The organism is Streptomyces sp. NPDC040718 (genome assembly GCF_055593565.1).
Window position 1 is genome coordinate 652,341 of record NZ_JBVIXO010000002.1, and the last position, 18,180, is coordinate 670,520.

Annotated in this window: 16 protein-coding genes and 4 tRNA genes; 12 read left to right on the forward strand and 8 right to left on the reverse strand. The window is 70.8% G+C overall.

All coding sequences use genetic code 11. The features are described from left to right. Nucleotides 1-51 precede the first annotated feature (51 nt). Nucleotides 52-147 carry a putative leader peptide gene (locus ACZ597_RS08515; protein WP_324617183.1) on the reverse strand — a complete coding sequence of 32 codons (96 nt, stop codon included), beginning with the start codon at nucleotides 145-147 and terminating at the stop codon, nucleotides 52-54. A gap of 147 nt (nucleotides 148-294) precedes the next feature. On the opposite strand from ACZ597_RS08515, the gene purF reads away from it, so the two are divergent. Continuing rightward, a complete protein-coding gene (gene purF, locus ACZ597_RS08520; RefSeq protein WP_125602472.1) occupies nucleotides 295-1,812 on the forward strand; it encodes an amidophosphoribosyltransferase in 1,518 nt (505 codons plus the stop codon). Between the two features lie 118 nt (nucleotides 1,813-1,930). After that, nucleotides 1,931-3,001: a phosphoribosylformylglycinamidine cyclo-ligase gene (gene purM, locus ACZ597_RS08525; protein WP_471326678.1), complete on the forward strand. Its 1,071-nt coding sequence runs from the start codon at nucleotides 1,931-1,933 to the stop codon at nucleotides 2,999-3,001. Between the two features lie 109 nt (nucleotides 3,002-3,110). On the opposite strand, the gene ACZ597_RS08530 is transcribed toward purM, so the two are convergent. Continuing rightward, on the reverse strand, nucleotides 3,111-3,371 hold the full coding sequence (locus ACZ597_RS08530; RefSeq protein ID WP_125602468.1) for a DUF3073 domain-containing protein: 261 nt from the start codon (nucleotides 3,369-3,371) through the stop codon (nucleotides 3,111-3,113). A gap of 276 nt (nucleotides 3,372-3,647) precedes the next feature. Continuing rightward, nucleotides 3,648-4,772: a Leu/Phe/Val dehydrogenase gene (locus ACZ597_RS08535; RefSeq protein ID WP_471326681.1), complete on the reverse strand. Its 1,125-nt coding sequence runs from the start codon at nucleotides 4,770-4,772 to the stop codon at nucleotides 3,648-3,650. Nucleotides 4,773-4,941: 169 nt separating this feature from the next. Here ACZ597_RS08535 and ACZ597_RS08540 point away from each other — a divergent pair, with 169 nt between their 5' ends. Both ACZ597_RS08540 and bldC read left to right on the forward strand, forming a co-directional pair. Beyond that, entirely contained in the window at nucleotides 4,942-5,781 is an 840-nt protein-coding gene (locus tag ACZ597_RS08540; protein WP_471326684.1) for a DUF8083 family protein, read from the forward strand. Between the two features lie 609 nt (nucleotides 5,782-6,390). Continuing rightward, on the forward strand, nucleotides 6,391-6,597 hold the full coding sequence (bldC, locus tag ACZ597_RS08545) for a developmental transcriptional regulator BldC (RefSeq protein ID WP_003949541.1): 207 nt from the start codon (nucleotides 6,391-6,393) through the stop codon (nucleotides 6,595-6,597). Nucleotides 6,598-7,254: 657 nt separating this feature from the next. Here bldC and ACZ597_RS08550 read toward each other — a convergent pair. Both ACZ597_RS08550 and hrpA read right to left on the reverse strand, forming a co-directional pair. Beyond that, nucleotides 7,255-7,328 (reverse strand) — tRNA-Asp (locus tag ACZ597_RS08550). A 69-nt stretch (nucleotides 7,329-7,397) separates the two neighbouring features. Beyond that, nucleotides 7,398-11,321 (reverse strand): ATP-dependent RNA helicase HrpA, encoded by a 3,924-nt coding sequence (hrpA, locus tag ACZ597_RS08555; protein ID WP_471326686.1) that lies wholly within the window; start codon nucleotides 11,319-11,321, stop codon nucleotides 7,398-7,400. 111 nt (nucleotides 11,322-11,432) lie between these two features. Here hrpA and ACZ597_RS08560 point away from each other — a divergent pair, with 111 nt between their 5' ends. The 3 genes from ACZ597_RS08560 to ACZ597_RS08570 are packed head-to-tail and all read left to right on the forward strand — an operon-like array spanning nucleotide 11,433 to nucleotide 13,480. Further along, entirely contained in the window at nucleotides 11,433-11,885 is a 453-nt protein-coding gene (locus tag ACZ597_RS08560; RefSeq protein ID WP_471326688.1) for a hypothetical protein, read from the forward strand. A gap of 54 nt (nucleotides 11,886-11,939) precedes the next feature. Then, on the forward strand, nucleotides 11,940-12,647 hold the full coding sequence (locus tag ACZ597_RS08565; protein ID WP_471326690.1) for a DsbA family protein: 708 nt from the start codon (nucleotides 11,940-11,942) through the stop codon (nucleotides 12,645-12,647). Continuing rightward, complete coding sequence (locus ACZ597_RS08570) at nucleotides 12,644-13,480, forward strand: cytochrome c biogenesis CcdA family protein (protein WP_471326692.1); 837 nt, start codon at nucleotides 12,644-12,646, stop codon at nucleotides 13,478-13,480. Before ACZ597_RS08565 ends, ACZ597_RS08570 begins: the two co-directional genes overlap by 4 nt. Before the next feature lie 41 nt (nucleotides 13,481-13,521). Here ACZ597_RS08570 and ACZ597_RS08575 read toward each other — a convergent pair. The 3 genes from ACZ597_RS08575 to ACZ597_RS08585 all read right to left on the reverse strand — a co-directional run bounded on the left by ACZ597_RS08575 (nucleotide 13,522) and on the right by ACZ597_RS08585 (nucleotide 13,802). Then, nucleotides 13,522-13,595: transfer RNA gene (locus ACZ597_RS08575), tRNA-Phe, on the reverse strand. 22 nt (nucleotides 13,596-13,617) lie between these two features. After that, nucleotides 13,618-13,691 (reverse strand) — tRNA-Asp (locus ACZ597_RS08580). A gap of 38 nt (nucleotides 13,692-13,729) precedes the next feature. Further along, a tRNA-Glu gene (locus ACZ597_RS08585) sits at nucleotides 13,730-13,802 on the reverse strand. 126 nt (nucleotides 13,803-13,928) lie between these two features. Here ACZ597_RS08585 and ACZ597_RS08590 point away from each other — a divergent pair. From ACZ597_RS08590 to ACZ597_RS08610, 5 genes are all read left to right on the forward strand, one after another. Then, nucleotides 13,929-14,279 carry a metallopeptidase family protein gene (locus ACZ597_RS08590; RefSeq protein WP_030225620.1) on the forward strand — a complete coding sequence of 117 codons (351 nt, stop codon included), beginning with the start codon at nucleotides 13,929-13,931 and terminating at the stop codon, nucleotides 14,277-14,279. Then, nucleotides 14,276-14,755 (forward strand): FluC/FEX family fluoride channel, encoded by a 480-nt coding sequence (locus tag ACZ597_RS08595; RefSeq protein ID WP_471326695.1) that lies wholly within the window; start codon nucleotides 14,276-14,278, stop codon nucleotides 14,753-14,755. Before ACZ597_RS08590 ends, ACZ597_RS08595 begins: the two co-directional genes overlap by 4 nt. Beyond that, complete coding sequence (locus tag ACZ597_RS08600) at nucleotides 14,752-15,126, forward strand: fluoride efflux transporter FluC (RefSeq protein ID WP_471326698.1); 375 nt, start codon at nucleotides 14,752-14,754, stop codon at nucleotides 15,124-15,126. The genes ACZ597_RS08595 and ACZ597_RS08600 overlap by 4 nt, the downstream gene beginning before the upstream one ends. Before the next feature lie 86 nt (nucleotides 15,127-15,212). After that, complete coding sequence (locus tag ACZ597_RS08605; protein WP_471326700.1) at nucleotides 15,213-15,872, forward strand: hypothetical protein; 660 nt, start codon at nucleotides 15,213-15,215, stop codon at nucleotides 15,870-15,872. A 289-nt stretch (nucleotides 15,873-16,161) separates the two neighbouring features. Further along, nucleotides 16,162-18,180 (forward strand): DEAD/DEAH box helicase (locus tag ACZ597_RS08610; protein ID WP_471326703.1); only part of this gene is annotated, 2,019 nt, incomplete at its 3' end.

An 18,180-nucleotide genomic window follows, 5' to 3' on the forward strand; every position in this document is an offset into this window, starting at 1 on the left:
GCTGGGCGGGGCTTGGCGAGCGAAATCAGGAAAAGGGAGAAAGAGTTGTGACTACGCAGAACAGCGACAGATGGCGCTCGCGACACGGACCAGGTCTACGTGACGGCGCTCGACGAGGGTGACGGTGCGGTCACCGAGAGGCTGCATGGGGCGAGAGCCTGTACGAATTCCCTCGTACCTGTCAACAAACTGATCGGAATACGAGACGGGGCGGTCCGGTCACCCTCTGTGCTGTGAGATTTCCCGGCCGTCCCCAATTCGGACCAGTGGTCGATCTCGCCTACACTCGGTGGTGTGCCTCGTGGTGATGGACGACTCAACCACGACCTGCTCCCCGGCGAGAAGGGCCCCCAGGACGCTTGCGGCGTCTTCGGTGTCTGGGCTCCGGGTGAAGAGGTCGCCAAGCTCACCTACTTCGGACTGTATGCACTGCAGCACCGCGGACAAGAGTCCGCGGGAATCGCTGTGAGCAACGGTTCCCAGATCCTCGTCTTCAAGGACATGGGCCTCGTTTCCCAGGTCTTCGACGAAACCTCCCTCGGATCCCTCCAAGGTCATATCGCGGTCGGTCACGCCCGCTACTCGACCACCGGAGCCTCCGTCTGGGAGAACGCTCAGCCCACCTTCAGGGCGACCGCCCACGGCTCGATCGCCTTGGGTCACAACGGCAACCTGGTGAACACCGCCGAGCTCGCCGAGATGGTCGCCGACCTCCCCCGTCAGGACGGCCGTGCCACCCAGGTGGCCGCCACCAATGACACCGACCTGGTCACCGCCCTCCTCGCCGGACAGACCGACGAGGACGGCAAGCCCCTGACCATCGAGGAGTCGGCCGCCAAGGTCCTCCCCCAGGTCAAGGGCGCCTTCTCCCTGGTCTTCATGGACGAGGGAACCCTCTACACCGCCCGTGACCCGCAGGGCATCCGCCCGCTGGTCCTCGGCCGCCTGGAGCGCGGCTGGGTGGTCGCGAGCGAGACCGCCGCCCTCGACATCTGCGGAGCCAGCTTCGTCCGCGAGGTCGAGCCGGGCGAGCTCATCGCGATCGACGAGAACGGCCTGCGCACCTCGCGCTTCGCAGAAGCGAAGCCCAAGGGCTGTGTGTTCGAGTACGTCTACCTGGCGCGCCCGGACACCGACATCGCCGGCCGGAACGTCTACCTCTCGCGCGTCGAGATGGGCCGGCGCCTCGCCAAGGAGGCCCCGGTCGAGGCCGACCTGGTGATAGCGACGCCGGAGTCCGGCACGCCCGCCGCCGTCGGTTACGCCGAAGCCAGCGGGATCCCGTACGGCTCCGGCCTGGTCAAGAACGCCTACGTCGGCCGGACCTTCATCCAGCCCTCGCAGACGATCCGCCAGCTCGGCATCCGCCTCAAGCTCAACCCGCTCAAGGAAGTCATCCGGGGCAAGCGCCTCGTCGTCGTCGACGACTCGATCGTCCGCGGCAACACCCAGCGCGCCCTCGTGAAGATGCTCCGCGAGGCCGGTGCGGCCGAGGTCCACATCCGGATCTCCTCCCCGCCGGTGAAGTGGCCGTGCTTCTTCGGCATCGACTTCGCCACCCGGGCCGAGCTGATCGCCAACGGCATGACGGTCGACGAGATCGCCACGTCGCTGGGCGCGGACTCGCTCTCGTACATCTCGCTGGACGCGATGATCGAGGCGACCACCATCCAGAAGCCCAACCTCTGCCGTGCCTGCTTCGACGGCGAGTACCCCATGGAGCTGCCCGACCCGCAGCTGCTGGGCAAGCAGCTCCTGGAGAACGAGCTCGCGGGCGGCACCGACGCCGCCGACGCTCTCCGCCGCCCGTAGGCGCGTGGGCCGGCCCTTTCCGGGCCGGCCCGGCTCCACCTGCGCCGAGCCCTGTCTTTGAGGCTTCTCCCGGGGTCCGGCACCACACGCAGCAACGACACGAAAGCTCTCGCCTGTCATGACAGAGAAGACCACCGGTGCCAGCTACGCAGCCGCCGGCGTCGACATCGAAGCGGGCGACCGCGCCGTCGAGCTGATGAAGGAGTGGGTGAAGAAGACGCAGCGCCCCGAGGTCCTCGGCGGCCTCGGCGGATTCGCCGGCCTCTTCGACGCCTCCGCCCTCAAGCGCTACGAGCGCCCCCTGCTGGCCTCGGCCACCGACGGCGTCGGCACCAAGGTGGACATCGCCCGCCAGATGGGCGTCTACGACACCATCGGCCACGACCTGGTCGCCATGGTCATGGACGACATCGTCGTCTGCGGCGCCGAGCCGCTCTTCATGACGGACTACATCTGCGTCGGCAAGGTGCACCCCGAGCGCGTCGCCGCCATCGTCAAGGGCATCGCCGAGGGCTGCGTCCTCGCCGGCTGCGCCCTCGTCGGCGGCGAGACCGCCGAGCACCCGGGCCTGCTCGGACCGGACGACTTCGACGTCGCGGGCGCCGGCACCGGTGTGGTCGAGTACGACCGCCTCCTCGGCGCCGATCGCATCCGTACGGGGGACGCCGTCATCGCGATGGCTTCGTCGGGCCTTCACTCGAACGGGTACTCGCTGGTCCGGCACGTGCTCTTCGACCGGGCCGGGATGTCCCTGGACCGGCACGTCGACGAGCTCGGCCGCACCCTCGGCGAGGAGCTGCTGGAGCCCACCAAGATCTACTCGCTGGACTGCCTGGCCCTCACCCGCACGGCCGAGGTCCACGCGTACTCGCACATCACGGGCGGCGGCCTCGCGGCGAACCTCGCCCGGGTCATCCCGGACCACCTGCACGCCACGGTCGACCGCTCCACCTGGGCGCCCGGCGCGGTCTTCGACCTGGTCGGCAAGGCCGGCAGCGTCGAGCAGCTGGAGCTGGAGAAGACCCTGAACATGGGCGTCGGCATGATGGCCGTGGTCCCGCAGGAGTCGGTGGACGTGGCCCTGACCACCCTCGCCGACCGGGGCGTCGAGGCCTGGGTCGCCGGCGAGATCCTCGACCGGGGCGACCACGCCGAGGGCGCGACCCTGACCGGGAGCTACGCGGTCTGAGCAGCACTGAAACCCGGTCCGGGGCAATGCCCTGGACCGGGTTTCGGCACATGTGGAACAAGTTCAGTCAGCCTGCTGGTGGGCACGCCGTGAACAGAGGATCGCTGCGTCAAGCCCCGCGACGGTGCGCCGAGGGACCGGACTGCTCGTCCTCGTCCTCGTCGTCATCGTTGTACAGATCCGCGTACTTGGCGTACGGGTCGTCGTCGTCCAGATCGTCATCGACTTCGACCGGCGCGCTGATAGGCAGCGGCTCTGTCTGCGATGCGCCCAGCTCATTGGCCAGACGCGAGAGGTCAGTCCCGCCGCTGTTGTACTTCAGCTGGCGGGCGACCTTTGTCTGCTTGGCCTTGGCCCGGCCGCGCCCCATGGCTCGACCCCCTCGGTGACGGGGCTCGACGGCCCCAGAGTCTGACACGCGTTCATGGTTCGGAGCGGGCTCTCCGTGGAGAGACCGTCCGTAGGGGTTTAACGGTACCTGCTTCCGCGGCCATACGGTACGCCGCCCGCATGACGCGCCTCTCCACAGAACCAGCGGGACACCCCGTACTCGCTGGTCAGCTGCGATTTTAACGCTTTCCTGGCCGCCGACCCGCCGAAGCGCAGTGAGTTCTGTCTCGCCGCGCTCCGGCGGGTCCCGGAAGTGCTACGCCTTGCGTGCCGCGGCGCGCTCCGCGAGGGCGTCGGACATCCGCTGCTCGGCGATCCGGTCGGCCGCGGCGGCCGGCGGGATCCCATCGGTCTTCGCACGTGCGAATATGGCCAGCGTGGTGTCGAAGATCTTCGAGGCCTTCGCCTTGCACCGGTCGAAGTCGAAGCCGTGCAGCTCGTCGGCGACCTGGATGACCCCGCCGGCGTTGACCACGTAGTCCGGGGCGTAGAGGATCCCGCGGTCCGCGAGGTCCTTCTCCACACCCGGGTGGGCGAGCTGGTTGTTCGCCGCGCCGCAGACGACCGTGGCGGTCAGGACCGGGACGGAGTGGTCGTTCAGGGCGCCGCCGAGCGCGCAGGGGGCGTAGATGTCCAGGCCCTCCACGCGGATCAGGGCCTCGGTGTCGGCGACGGAGGTGATCTTGGCGTCCGGGTGGAGGTCGAGGACCTCGCGGACGGACTCCTCGCGGACGTCCGTGATCACGACCTCGGCGCCGTCCTCCAGCAGGTGGCGCACCAGGTGCTTGCCGACCTTGCCGACACCCGCGACACCGACCTTGCGGCCGCGCAGCGTCGGGTCGCCCCACAGGTGCTGGGCGCTGGCGCGCATGCCCTGGAAGACGCCGTAGGCGGTCAGCACCGAGGAGTCGCCGGCGCCGCCGTTCTCGGGGGAGCGGCCGGTGGCCCAGCGGGTCTCGCGGGCGACGACGTCCATGTCGGCGACGTACGTGCCGACGTCGCAGGCGGTGACGTAGCGGCCGCCGAGCGACTCCACGAAGCGGCCGTAGGCCAGCAGGAGTTCCTCGCTCTTGAGGACGGACGGGTCGCCGATGATCACGGCCTTGCCGCCGCCGAGGTCGAGACCGGCAAGGGCGTTCTTGTAGGACATGCCGCGCGAGAGGTTCAGCGCGTCGCGGACGGCTTCCTCGTCCGAGGCGTACGCGTGGAAGCGCGTGCCGCCGAGGGCGGGGCCCAGGGCGGTGGAGTGGATGGCGATGACGGCCTTGAGGCCCGTGGCTCGGTCCTGGCACAGCACGACTTGCTCGTGGCCACCCTGCTCCGAACGGAACAGGGTGTGCAGGACGCCGTCGGTCATTTCGGTCACGGTGGTGACTCCCATGGAAGAGATGCGGCGGAAAGACGCCCGCCCTGCGGGTGGGGGAGGGCGCACTGGGAGCAGAGTAAGACCTGCGGCGCGCGGTGGTAGCCCCTGTCCGGGGATCGGAACACTCCCGGGTTGCCCGGGCCCCGGAGGTGAGCCGGAGCGCCAAAACGGGGAGGAGCGGGGCGTGAGCGAATCCCCACGGCCCGCGCCGGCCGTCCCGTACGCCTCCTACCTGCGCGTGTACGAGCCCCTGGCCGCGTTCGCGGAGCCCGAGCGCACGCACTGGGCGGCGTACGCCCGGCGCGGGACCGCCCCGACGGCCCAGGACGAACTGAGGCGCTCGCTCTCCGATTTGGTACGGGTCCCCGTGGTCGGGGTCCCGGCGCACGAGAGCGGGGACGCCTTCACGGCGGAGCGGGACGGGGTGCTGCTGGTGTGCCCCTGGCGGACCCGGCTGCGCGGCTGGCTGGCGCTCCAGGAGCTGGTCGCCGAGTTCCCGGGCCCGGTGCTGGACGCGGCGCTGCCGCCGGCGCAGCGCCGCCGGGCCGTCGAGGCGTACGAGGCCTGGCGCGAGCGGAACCCGGACGCGCGGCCGTGGATCCGCACCGGGGTGTGGCAGGTTCCGCTGCGCTGGTTCGTGCTGGTGGCGGACGAGGAGCGGGAGTACCTGCCGGGCGAACGGCTGCGCTACCGGACGCCGATGGTGCAGGCCCGGCGGCGGCTCGCGCGGGCGCTGCGGACCCTGCGCGCGGAGGAGGGCCAGGGCTACGGGCCGCTGGCGGACGGGCTGGCGGAGGTCGGCAGCTGGCTGGAGGAGTTCCACCCGCGCTCGATGGTCGAACTGGACTACGGGGGGCTGCTGCACGCGCTGCCGGCTGACGGCCTGGCGGGGGACCGGTCGGCCCGCGACCTGGCGGAGGGCCTCGCGGCCCTGCGGGCGGGCGACCGGGAGGGCGCCTCGCAGGTGTACGGGGAGCTTTCGCTGCGGTGGCGCGCGGTCAGGGAGAGGCTCTTCGCGAACTAGGGGCGCTTTGGCCCTTTCGGAACCGGGGGCCGGTGGGGATCATGTACGAATCCCGTTCGGTACCCGTTCGGACCCTTCTCGTATCGCCCGTATCGGTTGTCATCGGCTGATCGGCCACAATGCGCAGATCAGGGGTTCGATCACCGCATTAGGGTCTTAGTTCCAGGACCTACGTCCCGATACGGGCCATTGGCCCAAGCGTGACGGAACGCACTATCCACACCCTTGCGCCCATCCCCTACCCTCGTGCCAAAATAGGACAAGGAGTCCGGGGAGGGTTCCTTCCACCCAACTTTGGGCGGAATGCTCGGTATTGCACTCTATGGGGGGTCTGACGACTCCTGATCGCTCTGTGACTGATCGTCACAGTGGGGTGACTGTCCGTTATGGGACGGTCCATCGGCTTCCGCCGCTGATGAACACCTCGGAGGGCAATTCCATCGGTTTGGCCGTCGAGGCTGGACGGATGGTGTAGTTGTAGTGCCGAGGACAAGCCGTTCGTCCTATAACCGACTCGGCCTGCGTATGTCCATTTCGGGCAACGCGGGCCAAGGTGCAGAATTTAGAGGAAAGAACCGAGATGGTTCGGTTCTCCCGAGGAGGCCGCTCATGACCGCTCGCACCCCTGATGCCGAGCCGCTGCTGACCCCGGCTGAGGTTGCCACGATGTTCCGCGTGGACCCGAAGACGGTCACCCGCTGGGCCAAGGCTGGCAAGCTCACGTCCATCCGCACCCTGGGTGGACACCGCCGTTACCGCGAGGCTGAGGTCCGCGCACTGCTCGCGGGAATTCCGCAGCAGCGCAGCGAGGCCTGAGGTCCCGCAGCAACACCGCATTAACGGGTACGTGTCGGATCCCCCAATCCGATGAAACCCACATGGCTTCATCGGCTGGGCCTGCCCCAACAGGCTCACTGCCGTTCGATCGCGCTGGACTCCGCCGGGTCCAGCGCGATCTTTTTTGTGTCCTGGGCCCCGCGGTCCCCCGGGCGGGACCCTGGGGGAGGTCCGGGATCCCGTCGTCCCCGGGCGCCGACGGGATGGGTGCCATTGCACATATTAAATCGAGCGCGCGTATGGGTCCGATAAACGTGCGAGTCTCAAAAACTCATGTGGTGACACCCGTCACAGCTGATGACGCTTGTACATCCGGCAATGTCCCCCGTAAAGGGAGGTCCGGTACAGAGTGCTTCACGCGAATGGGGGATTTTCCCCCTCTGGGCGATGTGTTCCCGAGCCTCGTCGGAGGGGCTGTTGCAGGGCCCCTGGAGGGCCCCGGAAAGCGCCGTCGGCCAGGAAGTGCCGAGTGGGGCGCCGAGGCCCTCAGGCGGCCCCACAGGGGCCCCGGTGAGCCCCGGCCCATCACGGGGGCGGGGGAACCCGGTCCGACCCGCCACCGCCGTCCGCACGGCCGGTACCCGGATACGCGTCAGGGCCCGTATCCCTTGCGGGATACGGGCCCTGACGTTTCTGCGAACCTGACGGGACTTGAACCCGCGACCTCCACCTTGACAGGGTGGCGAGCTAACCAACTGCTCCACAGGTCCTCGATCGCTGCCGATTGCCCGGCTGCGAATCAGACTGTACAGCAGGTCAGGGGGTGCGGTCGAACCCGATCACGGGGCGAGTGCGTCCACCGCCTTCACGATGCGCTTGTCGGAGATCGGGTACGCCGTCCCGAGCGCGTGCGCGAAGTAGCTGACCCGCAGTTCCTCGATCATCCAGCGGATCTCCGTGACCGCCTCCGGGACCGGCCTGCCCTTCGGCAACTGCTCCAGCAGCCACAGGTACTCGTCCCGCATCTCGTGGACCTTCTCCATGCGCGTGGTGTCGCGCTGGGCGCCCGTCGGCATCTGCTGGAGCCGCCGGTCGGCCGCCACCAGATAGCGCATCAGGTCCGGCAGCCGCTTCAGCCCCGTCAGGGTCACGAAACCGGCCGGCATCAGAGCCGCCAGCTGCGCCTTCACGTCCGCGACGTTCGCCATGAGGGCCAGGCTGCCCGTGGCCTTCAGCCGCCGCTCGCAGGCCTGCCAGGCCGCCAGGACCTGCTGCACCTGCCCGACCGTCCGCACCGTGGTGTCCACCAGGTCGGCCCGGACCCGGTCGTAGAGCCGGCGGAAGCCGGCCTCGTCCCAGGCGGGACCGCCGTGGTCGGCGATCAGCTTGTCGGCGGCCGCCGTCGCGCAGTCGTCGAACAGCGCCTGGATGGAGCCGTGCGGATTGCGCGACAGCGCCAGCTTCTGCTGGTTGGACAGCTTGTCCGAGGCGAACTTCGCCGGGTTCACCGGGATGTTCAGCAGGATCAGGCGCCGGGTGCCGAGCCACATCGCCCGCTGCTGCTCCGCCTCCGTGTCGAAGAGCCGTACGGAGACGCTCGCCCCGTCGTCCACGAGGGCCGGGTACGCCTTCACCGGCTGGCCGGCCCGGCGGGTCTCGAAGACCTGCTCCAGCGTGCCGATCGTCCAGTCCGTCAGACCGGTGCGCTCCAGGGACTCCCCGCCCGCCCGTTCGGCGGTGGCCGCCGCGGCCTTGGAGAGGGCCTGGCGGGCCTTCGGCTTCAGCTTCAGCCGCAGCGCCTCCAGGTCCTTGTCCTCGGCGAGGTTGCGGCGCCGCTCGTCGACGATCCGGAAAGTGATCTTCAGGTGGTCCGGGATCCGGCCCAGGTCGAAGTCCTCCGCCGCCACCGGCACGCCCACCATCCGGTGCAGCTCGCGCGCCAGCGTCACCGGCAGCGGCTCCTGCATCGGGTGCGCGGTCAGCAGGAACCGCGTCGCGTAGTTCGGCGCCGGTACGTAGTGCCTGCGGATCGGCTTCGGGAGCGAACGGATCAGCTCCGTGACGACCTCCTCCCGCAGCCCCGGGATCTGCCAGTCGAAGCCCTCGTCCGTCACCTGGTTCAGCACCTGGAGCGGAATGTGCACGGTCACACCGTCCGCGTCCGCGCCCGGCTCGAACTGGTACGTCACCCGGAACTTCAGCTGCCCCTGCCGCCAGGAGTCCGGATAGTCGGCCTTGGTGACCCCGGCCGCCTTCTCCGTCAGCAGCATCTCGCGCTCGAAGTCGAGGAGTTCGGGCTCCTCGCCCTTCTTGTGCTTCCACCAGGAGTCGAAGTGCGCCCCCGAGACCACGTGCTCCGGGATCCGCTGGTCGTAGAAGTCGAACAGGGTCTCGTCGTCCACGACGATGTCGCGGCGCCGCGCCCGGTTCTCCAGCTCCTCGACCTCGGTCAGCAGCTTGCGGTTGTCGGCGTAGAACTTGTGGTGGGTCCGCCAGTCGCCCTCGACCAGCGCGTTGCGGATGAACAGCTCCCGCGACACCTCCGGGTCGATCCGGCCGTAGTTGATCTTCCGCTGGGCGACGATCGGCACCCCGTAGAGGGTGACCTTCTCGTACGCCATCACGGCCGCCTGGTCCTTCTCCCAGTGCGGCTCGCTGTACGTGCGCTTGATCAGGTGCTGCGCCAGGGGCTCCACCCACTCGGGCTCCACCTTGGCGTTCACCCGCGCCCACAGCCGCGAGGTCTCCACCAGCTCCGCCGACATCAGGAACTTCGGCTGCTTCTTGAACAGCGCCGAGCCCGGGAACACCGCGAACTTCGCGGACCGCGCGCCCAGGTACTCGTTCTTGTCGGTGTCCTTGAGGCCGATGTGCGACAGCAGGCCGGCCAGCAGCGAGATGTGGATGTTGGTCTCGGCGCCGTCGGCCTCGTTGACGTGGATCCCCATCGTCCGCGCCACCGAGCGCAGCTGGGCGTAGATGTCCTGCCACTCGCGGATCCGCAGGAAGTTCAGGTACTCCTGCTTGCACATCCGGCGGAAGGAGGACGAGCCGCGCTCCTTCTGCTGCTCGCGCACGTACCGCCACATGTTCAGGTACGAGAGGAAGTCGCTCGTCTCGTCCTTGAACCGGGCGTGGTTCTGGTCCGCCTGCGTCTGCTTGTCCGACGGCCGCTCCCGCGGGTCCTGGATGGACAGGGCGGCCGCGATGACCATGACCTCGCGGACGCAGTTGTTCTTGTCCGCCTCCACGACCATGCGGGCCAGCCGCGGGTCCACCGGCAGCTGGGAGAGCTGGCGGCCCATCGGCGTGAGCCGCTTCTTCGCGTCCTTCTGCGCCGGGTCCAGCGCGCCCAGCTCCTGGAGCAGCTGCACGCCGTCGCGGATGTTGCGGTGGTCCGGCGGGTCGATGAAGGGGAACTTCTCGATCTCGCCGAGCCCGGCGGCGGTCATCTGGAGGATGACGGACGCCAGGTTCGTCCGCAGGATCTCGGCGTCCGTGAACTCCGGACGGCCGTTGAAGTCGTCCTCGGAGTACAGCCGGATGCAGATGCCGTCGCTGGTACGGCCGCAGCGGCCCTTGCGCTGGTTGGCGCTGGCCTGGCTGATCCGCTCGATCGGCAGCCGCTGCACCTTCGTGCGGTGGCTGTAGCGGGAGATGCGGGCCGTGCCCGGGTCGATCACGTACTTGATGCCGGGGACGGTCAGGGAGGTCTCGGCGACGTTCGTGGCCAGCACGATCCGCCGGCCGGTATGGGCCTGGAACACCCGGTGCTGCTCGGCGTGCGAGAGCCGGGCGTAGAGGGGGAGCACCTCGGTGAAGCGGAGCTTCTTCTTGACCAGCGCGTCGGCGGTGTCGCGGATCTCCCGCTCACCGGACAGGAAGACCAGGATGTCGCCCGGGCCCTCGCCCTGGAGCTCGTCGACGGCGTCGCAGATCGCGGTGATCTGGTCGCGGTCGCTCTCCTCGGAGTCCTCTTCGAGCAGCGGCCGGTAGCGGACCTCGACGGGGTACGTCCGCCCGCTGACCTCGACGATCGGCGCGTCACCGAAGTGCCGGGAGAACCGCTCCGGGTCGATGGTCGCGGAGGTGATGACCACCTTGAGGTCGGGGCGCTTGGGCAGCAGCGTGGCCAGGTAGCCGAGCAGGAAGTCGATGTTGAGGCTGCGCTCGTGGGCCTCGTCGATGATGATCGTGTCGTAGGCGCGCAGCTCGCGGTCCGTCTGGATCTCGGCGAGCAGGATGCCGTCCGTCATCAGCTTCACGAAGGTCGCGTCCTGGTCCACCTGGTCGGTGAAGCGGACCTTCCAGCCGACCGTCTGGCCGATCTCGGACTTCAGCTCCTCCGCGATGCGCTCCGCGACCGTGCGGGCGGCGATCCGGCGGGGCTGGGTGTGCCCGATCATGCCCCGGACGCCGCGCCCCAGCTCCATGCAGATCTTGGGGATCTGCGTGGTCTTGCCGGAGCCGGTCTCGCCCGCGACGATCACGACCTGGTGGTCGCGTATCGCCTCGGCGATCTCGTCCTTCTTCTGGCTGACGGGCAGGTTCTCGGGATACGTGACCTCCGGCATGCGCGAGGCGCGGCCGGCCAGTCGCCCGGCGGCCTTCTCGGCCTCCGCGGCGATCTCGTCGAGCACGGCCTGCCTGGCCTCGGGCTTGCGGATACGGCGGGCGCCCTCGAGGCGGCGGCCGAGGCGGTGCGCGTCACGGAGGGAGATCTCACCGAGAAGCGTCTGCAGGGCGGCGAAGGAAGTAGACATACCTGATCGAGGATCTCACCTGGGCCGGGCGGGTGGCGAACGCATTTGTGCCCCTCCCCGTACCATTTCGGGACGAGTCCCCCAGTTGTGCCAGTGAGAGGCCGCCCACCGTTGTCCTTCCGCCGTTCGGCTGCCGCCGTCCTCGTGGTCCTGCTGGGGACGGCCCTCGCCCTTGCCCTGGCCGGGACGGTACGGGCGACCCCGGACCAGGGTCCGCCCCTGCGGGCGGCAGCGGACCGGATGCCGGGAGCGGTTCCCGGGCCGGGCGCGGGCCCGCAGGCGGTCGGTGGAGCGGCGGCGGACGTGGGCCCGCAGGCGGTCGGTGGAGCGGCGGCGGACGTGGGCGGGGAGCGGGGGCCCTCCTGTGACCCCGGAGGGAAGGGGCACGGGCAGGGGTCCGGGGTGCCGCCCCGGGCCGGCGGGCAGGAGCACGCGCAGCTCGCGGCCGGGCGGCACGCGCCCGAGCAGGCGCGCCCGCACGCCGAGGCCCGCGCACGGGTGCCCGTACGCGGCCCCGACCAGCGGGCGCCGAAGCCGGTGGAGCTGTCCGTGATGCGGGTGTAGGGGGGCCACCACCCCCCTACATCACACGCAGCCACGCAGCTCTGGAGCACACCCATGTCCCGCTCGTCCCGCAAGCCCCTGCTGATCTCCGCCGGGGTCGCCGTCGCCGCCGTCACCCTCGGGCTGGTGTCCTGGCAGGCCACCGCCCCGGAGGAGAAGCCGCGCCGCGACACCGCCGCCGCCACCCCCCGTACCGACCCCGCCGCCGAGCTCAAGGCGCTGGCCCGGCGCGAGGCCGGCGACAAGCTCGCCGTCGGCCGCGCCGACGCGCCCGTCGTCCTGATCGAGTACTCCGACTTCAAGTGCGGCTACTGCGGCAAGTTCGCCCGCGACACCGAACCCGAACTGGTGAAGAGGTACGTCGAGGACGGCACCCTCCGCATCGAGTGGCGCAACTTCCCGATCTTCGGCGCCGAGTCCGAGGCCGCCGCCAAGGCCGCCTGGGCCGCCGGGCAGCAGGACCGCTTCACCGCCTTCCACGCGGCCGCGTACGCCGAGGGCGCCAAGGCCAAGGGCTTCGGCGAGGACCGGCTCGTCGAGCTGGCCCGCGAGGCAGGCGTCCCCGACCTGGACCGCTTCAAGGCCGACCTGGCCGGCGAGCGGGCCGCCGCCGCCCTGCGCCGCGACCAGGAGGAGGGCTACCGCATCGGCGTCCAGTCCACCCCCTCCTTCCTCGTCAACGGGCAGCCCATCGCCGGCGCCCAGCCCCTGGACGCCTTCGCCGCCGCCATCGCCAAGGCCAAGGCGGCGGCCGAGCAGTGACCCACATCGGATACCTGGCCGCCCTGCTCGGCGGGCTCCTCGCGCTGCTCAGCCCGTGCAGCGCCCTGCTGCTGCCCGCCTTCTTCGCGTACTCCATCGACTCCCGCTCACGGCTCCTGGCACGCACCGGGATCTTCTACGCGGGCCTCGCGAGCACCCTCGTGCCGATGGGCGCGGCGGGCTCGTACGCGGGCCGCTTCCTCCACGGCAACCGCGACCTGCTCGTCCTCGCCGGCGGCTGGCTGATCATCGCGCTCGGCCTCGCCCAGATCCTGGGCCTCGGCTTCGCCCCGAGGCGGATCAGCGAGCTGTCCGGCCGGATCCGCCCGACGACCGCCCTGTCGGTCTACGCCCTCGGCGCGGTCTACGGGCTGGCGGGCTTCTGCGCCGGCCCCATCCTCGGCAGTGTCCTGACGGTGGCGGCGGTCAGCGGCAGCCCGGTCTACGGCGGCCTGCTGCTGGCGGTGTACGCGCTGGGCATGGCCGTACCGCTGTTCGTGCTGGCCCTGCTGTGGGAGCGCTTCGACCTCGGCCGGCGGCGCTGGCTGCGCGGCCGGGCCTTCCGGGCGGGCCGCTTCGAACTGCACACGACCTCGCTGCTGTCCGGGCTGTTCTTCATCACCCTGGGCGCGCTGTTCCTGGCCTACGACGGGGCGAGCGCCCTGCCCGGGCTGCTGGACGTGGACGACTCCTACGCCGTCGAGCGGTGGGTGGGCTCCGTCGCGGACGCCGTGCCGGACTGGGCGCTGCTCGGCCTCGTCGGCGCGGGCGCGATCGCGTTCGGCCTGGCGCGGTGGCGGCGCTCCGCCCGGGCGGAGCGGGGGGAGGAGTAGAACGCGGAAGGCCCCGTCCGATGGACGGGGCCTTCCTTTTGTGGCTGGGGCCGGGGTCGAACCGGCGACCTATCGCTTTTCAGGCGATCGCTCGTACCAACTGAGCTACCCAGCCACGAGACCGTTTCCAGCCTCAGCGATCCTGACGGGACTTGAACCCGCGACCTCCACCTTGACAGGGTGGCGAGCTAACCAACTGCTCCACAGGACCTGGTGTGTGCAAGAACAAGTCTTGCACATGGTGTTGCGTACCCCCAACGGGATTCGAACCCGTGCTACCGCCTTGAAAGGGCGGCGTCCTGGGCCACTAGACGATGAGGGCTAAAGGCCCGCCGGGCACTTTCCAGCGCGTCGGGGACGTGAGAAGCATATGGGATCGGAGGAGCTATCGCCAAAACGGTTTCCCCCCGCGAGCTGCGGGCGCCCCTACCGGGGCGACAATGGCCGGGTGCTGGAGATGACGCGCGAGGAGTTCGAGGAGCTCGTCGCAGAGGCCCTGGACCGTATTCCGCCGGAGCTGACGCGGCTGATGGACAACGTCGCCGTGTTCGTCGAGGACGAGCCGCCGGCCGACGACCCCGAGCTGCTCGGCCTGTACGAGGGGACCCCGCTCACCGAGCGCGGCGAGTGGTACGCCGGAGTGCTCCCCGACCGCATCACCATCTACCGGAACCCCACGTTGCGGATGTGCGAGGACCGGGAGAGCGTGGTCGCCGAGACGGAGGTGACGGTGGTGCACGAGATCGCCCACCACTTCGGGATCGACGACGAGCGGCTGCACGCCCTGGGCTACGGGTGACCGAGCCCGTCCCCGGCGCGGAGGCCATCGACCCCGACGTCGACCTCCACGTGCCCGCCCAGCGCGCCGAGCCGCAGGGCCGGGTGCTCGCCGCCGTCGCCGCGGGCGGGGCCGTCGGCGCCTCGGCCCGGTACGGGGTGGCCCTGCTGTGGCCGGCCGGGCCCGGGGCCTTCCCGTGGGCGACCTTCTGGACCAACGCCGCGGGCTGCGCGCTGATCGGCGTACTCATGGTGCTGATCAGCGAGGGCGGGCGGAGCGCCCCGCACCCGCTGCTGCGGCCGTTCGCGGGGGTGGGGGTGCTCGGCGGGTTCACCACCTTCTCCACCTACGCCGTCGACTTCTCCCGGCTGCTGGACGAGGGCGAGGCCGGGACCGCGCTCGCGTACGCCGGGCTGACGGTGGTGGCGGCGCTGGGCGCGGTGTGGGCGGCGGCCTCGGCGACGCGGCTGGCGCTGGCCGCGCGGGGGCGCCGGTGAACTGGCTGCTGGTGGTCGCGGGCGCCGTCGTCGGTGCGCCGCTGCGGTACCTGACCGACCGGGCGGTGCAGGCGCGCCACGACTCCGTGTTCCCGTGGGGGACCTTCGTGGTCAACGCGGCGGCCTGTCTGCTGCTCGGGGTGCTGGCGGGGGCGGCGCTGGCCGGTGCGGGCTCCTCGCGGGTGAACCTGCTGCTGGGGACGGGGCTGTGCGGGGCGCTCAGCACCTACTCGACCTTCTCGTACGAGACCCTGCGGCTGGCCGAGCGCGGCTGGCGGTTCCTGGCCGCGGCGAACGTCGCGGCGTCGGTGCTGGTCGGGCTGGGAGCGGTGACACTCGGTTCGCAGGTGGCGCGACAGCTGTTCGCGTAAGGGGCGTGTCTCTTACGGGGTAAAGGGAGTTGGGCTCATTGACCCACTCATCGCGGACCCCGCCGCAGTGCTCCGGAGGTGCCCCCGTGCGCCCTTTGACCGCTTCCCTGTCCGCCTCCCTCAGACTGGCCGTCTCCGCGCTCGCGGTGGCGGCGACGGCCGGCTGCATGAGCGTCGGCGAGGACGCCGCGAAGCCGGGGCCCGCGGCTTCGGTCGGCGGCAAGGACACGGGCGGGCCCGCCGGGGCGGCCGGCGGCCGCGGCTCCGGGGTGCACGGCAACGGCCACGGCGTGAAGGACGCCGCGGGCGGCCAGGCGGGCAAGCCCGGCGAGCCCGGGAAGGCCTCCGGCGCGGCCGGCGCCTCGCCCAGCCCGGGCGCGCCCGCGAAGCCCGGGCAGCCCTCCCCGTCGGCGGGTCCGGGCGGCGGGGCGGGCGGGCAGGGCGGCCAGGTGCCGTCCGGGGGCGGTACCGGGGCCGGCGGCTCGGGGGCCGCGGCGGGCGGTTCCGGTTCGGGCTCGGGGGCGGGCGGCACGGGGTCGGCCGCCGGCGGGTCGGGATCCGGTTCGGGGTCCGGGTCGGGTTCGGGTTCCGGCGGGTCGGGTTCGGGCTCGGGGTCCGGTTCCGGCGGCTCCGACTCCGGCGGGTCGGGCGGGACGACCACGCCCCCGCCGGACCCGACCCCGACTGTGACGCAACCGACACCGAGCGGGTCGTCCGACGCGGGTCCCGGGGCGACCCTGGCCTAGGGGTGTTCTGCCCGGGTCTGAGGGGTTCCGGGTGGCCCGTCCGGGGTTCGCGTAACTCGTCCCATGGGTATCGCCGCAGGTCAGGGGCGATACCCGGGGAGCGACTTGCCAGACCCCCGGGAGGGTGCGTATGGTTATAGATCGTTTGATCCCATTGCCCGGCGCCGAATCCGAAGAGCGCCGTGTGGCGCGTACTCTCCCTAGCCGTGGCTGACCGCATTGAGGCGGTCGATTTGCGATTCACGGAGTTTGGGCGCGTGCCGAGACTCCGGAAGGTTTCGCATTTCGCATGTCCATTTCCAGTTCTGACCGTTCCGTCATGCCCGAGCACGACTCCACCGAGATCGTCGACGCCGAGACCCTTGCGGTCACCGAGGCCATGGACGCCATCGAGCGCGACGAGATCATCGAGGCCCTTGAGGCAGACGTGGCGGATGTCGCCGTCGTGACCGCCGAGGCGGACGCGGCCGACGCCGACGACGCCGAGCCCACCATCACCTTCGCGGACCTCGGTCTGCCCGAGGGCGTCGTGCGCAAGCTCGGCCAGAACGGCGTCACCTCGCCGTTCCCGATCCAGGCCGCGACCATCCCGGACGCCCTGGCCGGCAAGGACATCCTCGGCCGCGGCCGCACCGGCTCCGGCAAGACCCTCTCCTTCGGCCTGCCGACCCTGGCCCGCCTGGCCGACGGCCACACGGAGAAGAAGAAGCCCCGCGCCGTCATCCTCACCCCAACGCGTGAGCTCGCGATGCAGGTCGCGGACGCCCTCCAGCCCTACGGCGACGTCCTCGGCCTGAAGATGAAGGTCGTCTGCGGCGGTACCTCCATGGGCAACCAGATCTACGCCCTGGAGCGCGGTGTCGACGTCCTCGTCGCCACCCCCGGCCGCCTGCGCGACATCATCAACCGCGGCGCCTGCTCCCTGGAGAACGTCGAGGTAGCGGTCCTCGACGAGGCCGACCAGATGGCCGACCTGGGCTTCCTGCCCGAGGTCACCGAGCTGCTCGACCAGGTCCCGGCCGGCGGCCAGCGCATGCTCTTCTCCGCCACCATGGAGAACGAGATCGGCACCCTGGTCAAGCGCTACCTGAGCAACCCGGTCAGCCACGAGGTCGACAGCGCCCAGGGCAACGTCACGACCATGACCCACCACGTCCTCGTCGTGAAGCCGAAGGACAAGGCGCCGGTCACGGCCGCCATCGCCGCCCGCAAGGGCCGCACCATCATCTTCGTCCGCACCCAGCTGGGCGCCGACCGCATCGCCGAGCAGCTCATCGAGGCCGGCGTGAAGGCCGACGCGCTGCACGGCGGCATGACGCAGGGCGCCCGTACCCGCGTCCTCGCCGACTTCAAGGACGGCTACGTCAACGCGCTCGTCGCCACCGACGTCGCCGCCCGCGGCATCCACGTCGACGGCATCGACCTGGTCCTCAACGTGGACCCGGCCGGCGACCACAAGGACTACCTGCACCGCTCGGGCCGTACCGCCCGTGCCGGCAAGTCCGGTGTCGTCGTCTCCCTGGCCCTGCCGCACCAGCGCCGCCAGATCTTCCGCCTGATGGAGGACGCGGGCGTCGACGCCTCGCGCCACATCGTCCAGGGCGCCGGCGCCTTCGACCCGGAGGTCGCCGAGATCACCGGTGCGCGCTCGCTCACCGAGGTCCAGGCCGACTCCGCGAACAACGCCGCCAAGCAGGCCGAGCGCGAGGTCGCCGACCTCACCAAGCAGCTGGAGCGCGCGACCCGTCGCGCCGCCGAGCTGCGCGAGGAGGCCGACCGCCTCGTCGCCCGCTCCGCCCGCGAGCGCGGTGAGGACCCGGAGGCAGCCGTCGCCGAGGTCGTCGAGGCCGCCGAGGCCGAGGTCGCCGCCGCCGTGGCCGCGGTCGCCGAGCCCGTCGCCCAGGAGCGCACCTTCGAGCGCCGTGACGACCGCGGCAACTACGAGCGCCGCGACAACCGCCGTGACGACCGTGGTGGCGACCGTGGTGGCTTCCGCCGCGACGACCGTCCGTCGGGTGGCTTCCGCCGTGACGACCGTCGTGACGACAACCGTGGTGGTGGCTTCCGCCGCGACGACCGTCCGTCCGGTGGTTTCAACCGTGACGACCGTGGTGGCGACCGTGGTGGCTTCCGCCGCGACGACCGTCCGTCGGGCGGCTTCCGCCGCGATGACCGTCGTGACGACAACCGTGGTGGTGGCTTCCGCCGCGATGACCGTCCGTCCGGTGGTTTCAACCGTGACGACCGTGGTGGCGACCGTGGTGGCTTCCGCCGCGACGACCGTCCGTCGGGCGGCTTCCGCCGCGAT

Bases quoted from the DNA above. Each gene is read 5' to 3' on its own strand.
- ACZ597_RS08515 (WP_324617183.1), bottom strand. From the start codon at position 147: ATGCAGCCTCTCGGTGACCGCACCGTCACCCTCGTCGAGCGCCGTCAC.
- purM (WP_471326678.1), top strand. From the start codon at position 1,931: ATGACAGAGAAGACCACCGGTGCCAGCTACGCAGCCGCCGGCGTCGAC.
- ACZ597_RS08530 (WP_125602468.1), bottom strand. From the start codon at position 3,371: ATGGGGCGCGGCCGGGCCAAGGCCAAGCAGACAAAGGTCGCCCGCCAG.
- ACZ597_RS08535 (WP_471326681.1), bottom strand. From the start codon at position 4,772: ATGGGAGTCACCACCGTGACCGAAATGACCGACGGCGTCCTGCACACC.
- bldC (WP_003949541.1), top strand. From the start codon at position 6,391: ATGACCGCTCGCACCCCTGATGCCGAGCCGCTGCTGACCCCGGCTGAG.
- hrpA (WP_471326686.1), bottom strand. From the start codon at position 11,321: ATGTCTACTTCCTTCGCCGCCCTGCAGACGCTTCTCGGTGAGATCTCC.
- ACZ597_RS08565 (WP_471326690.1), top strand. From the start codon at position 11,940: ATGTCCCGCTCGTCCCGCAAGCCCCTGCTGATCTCCGCCGGGGTCGCC.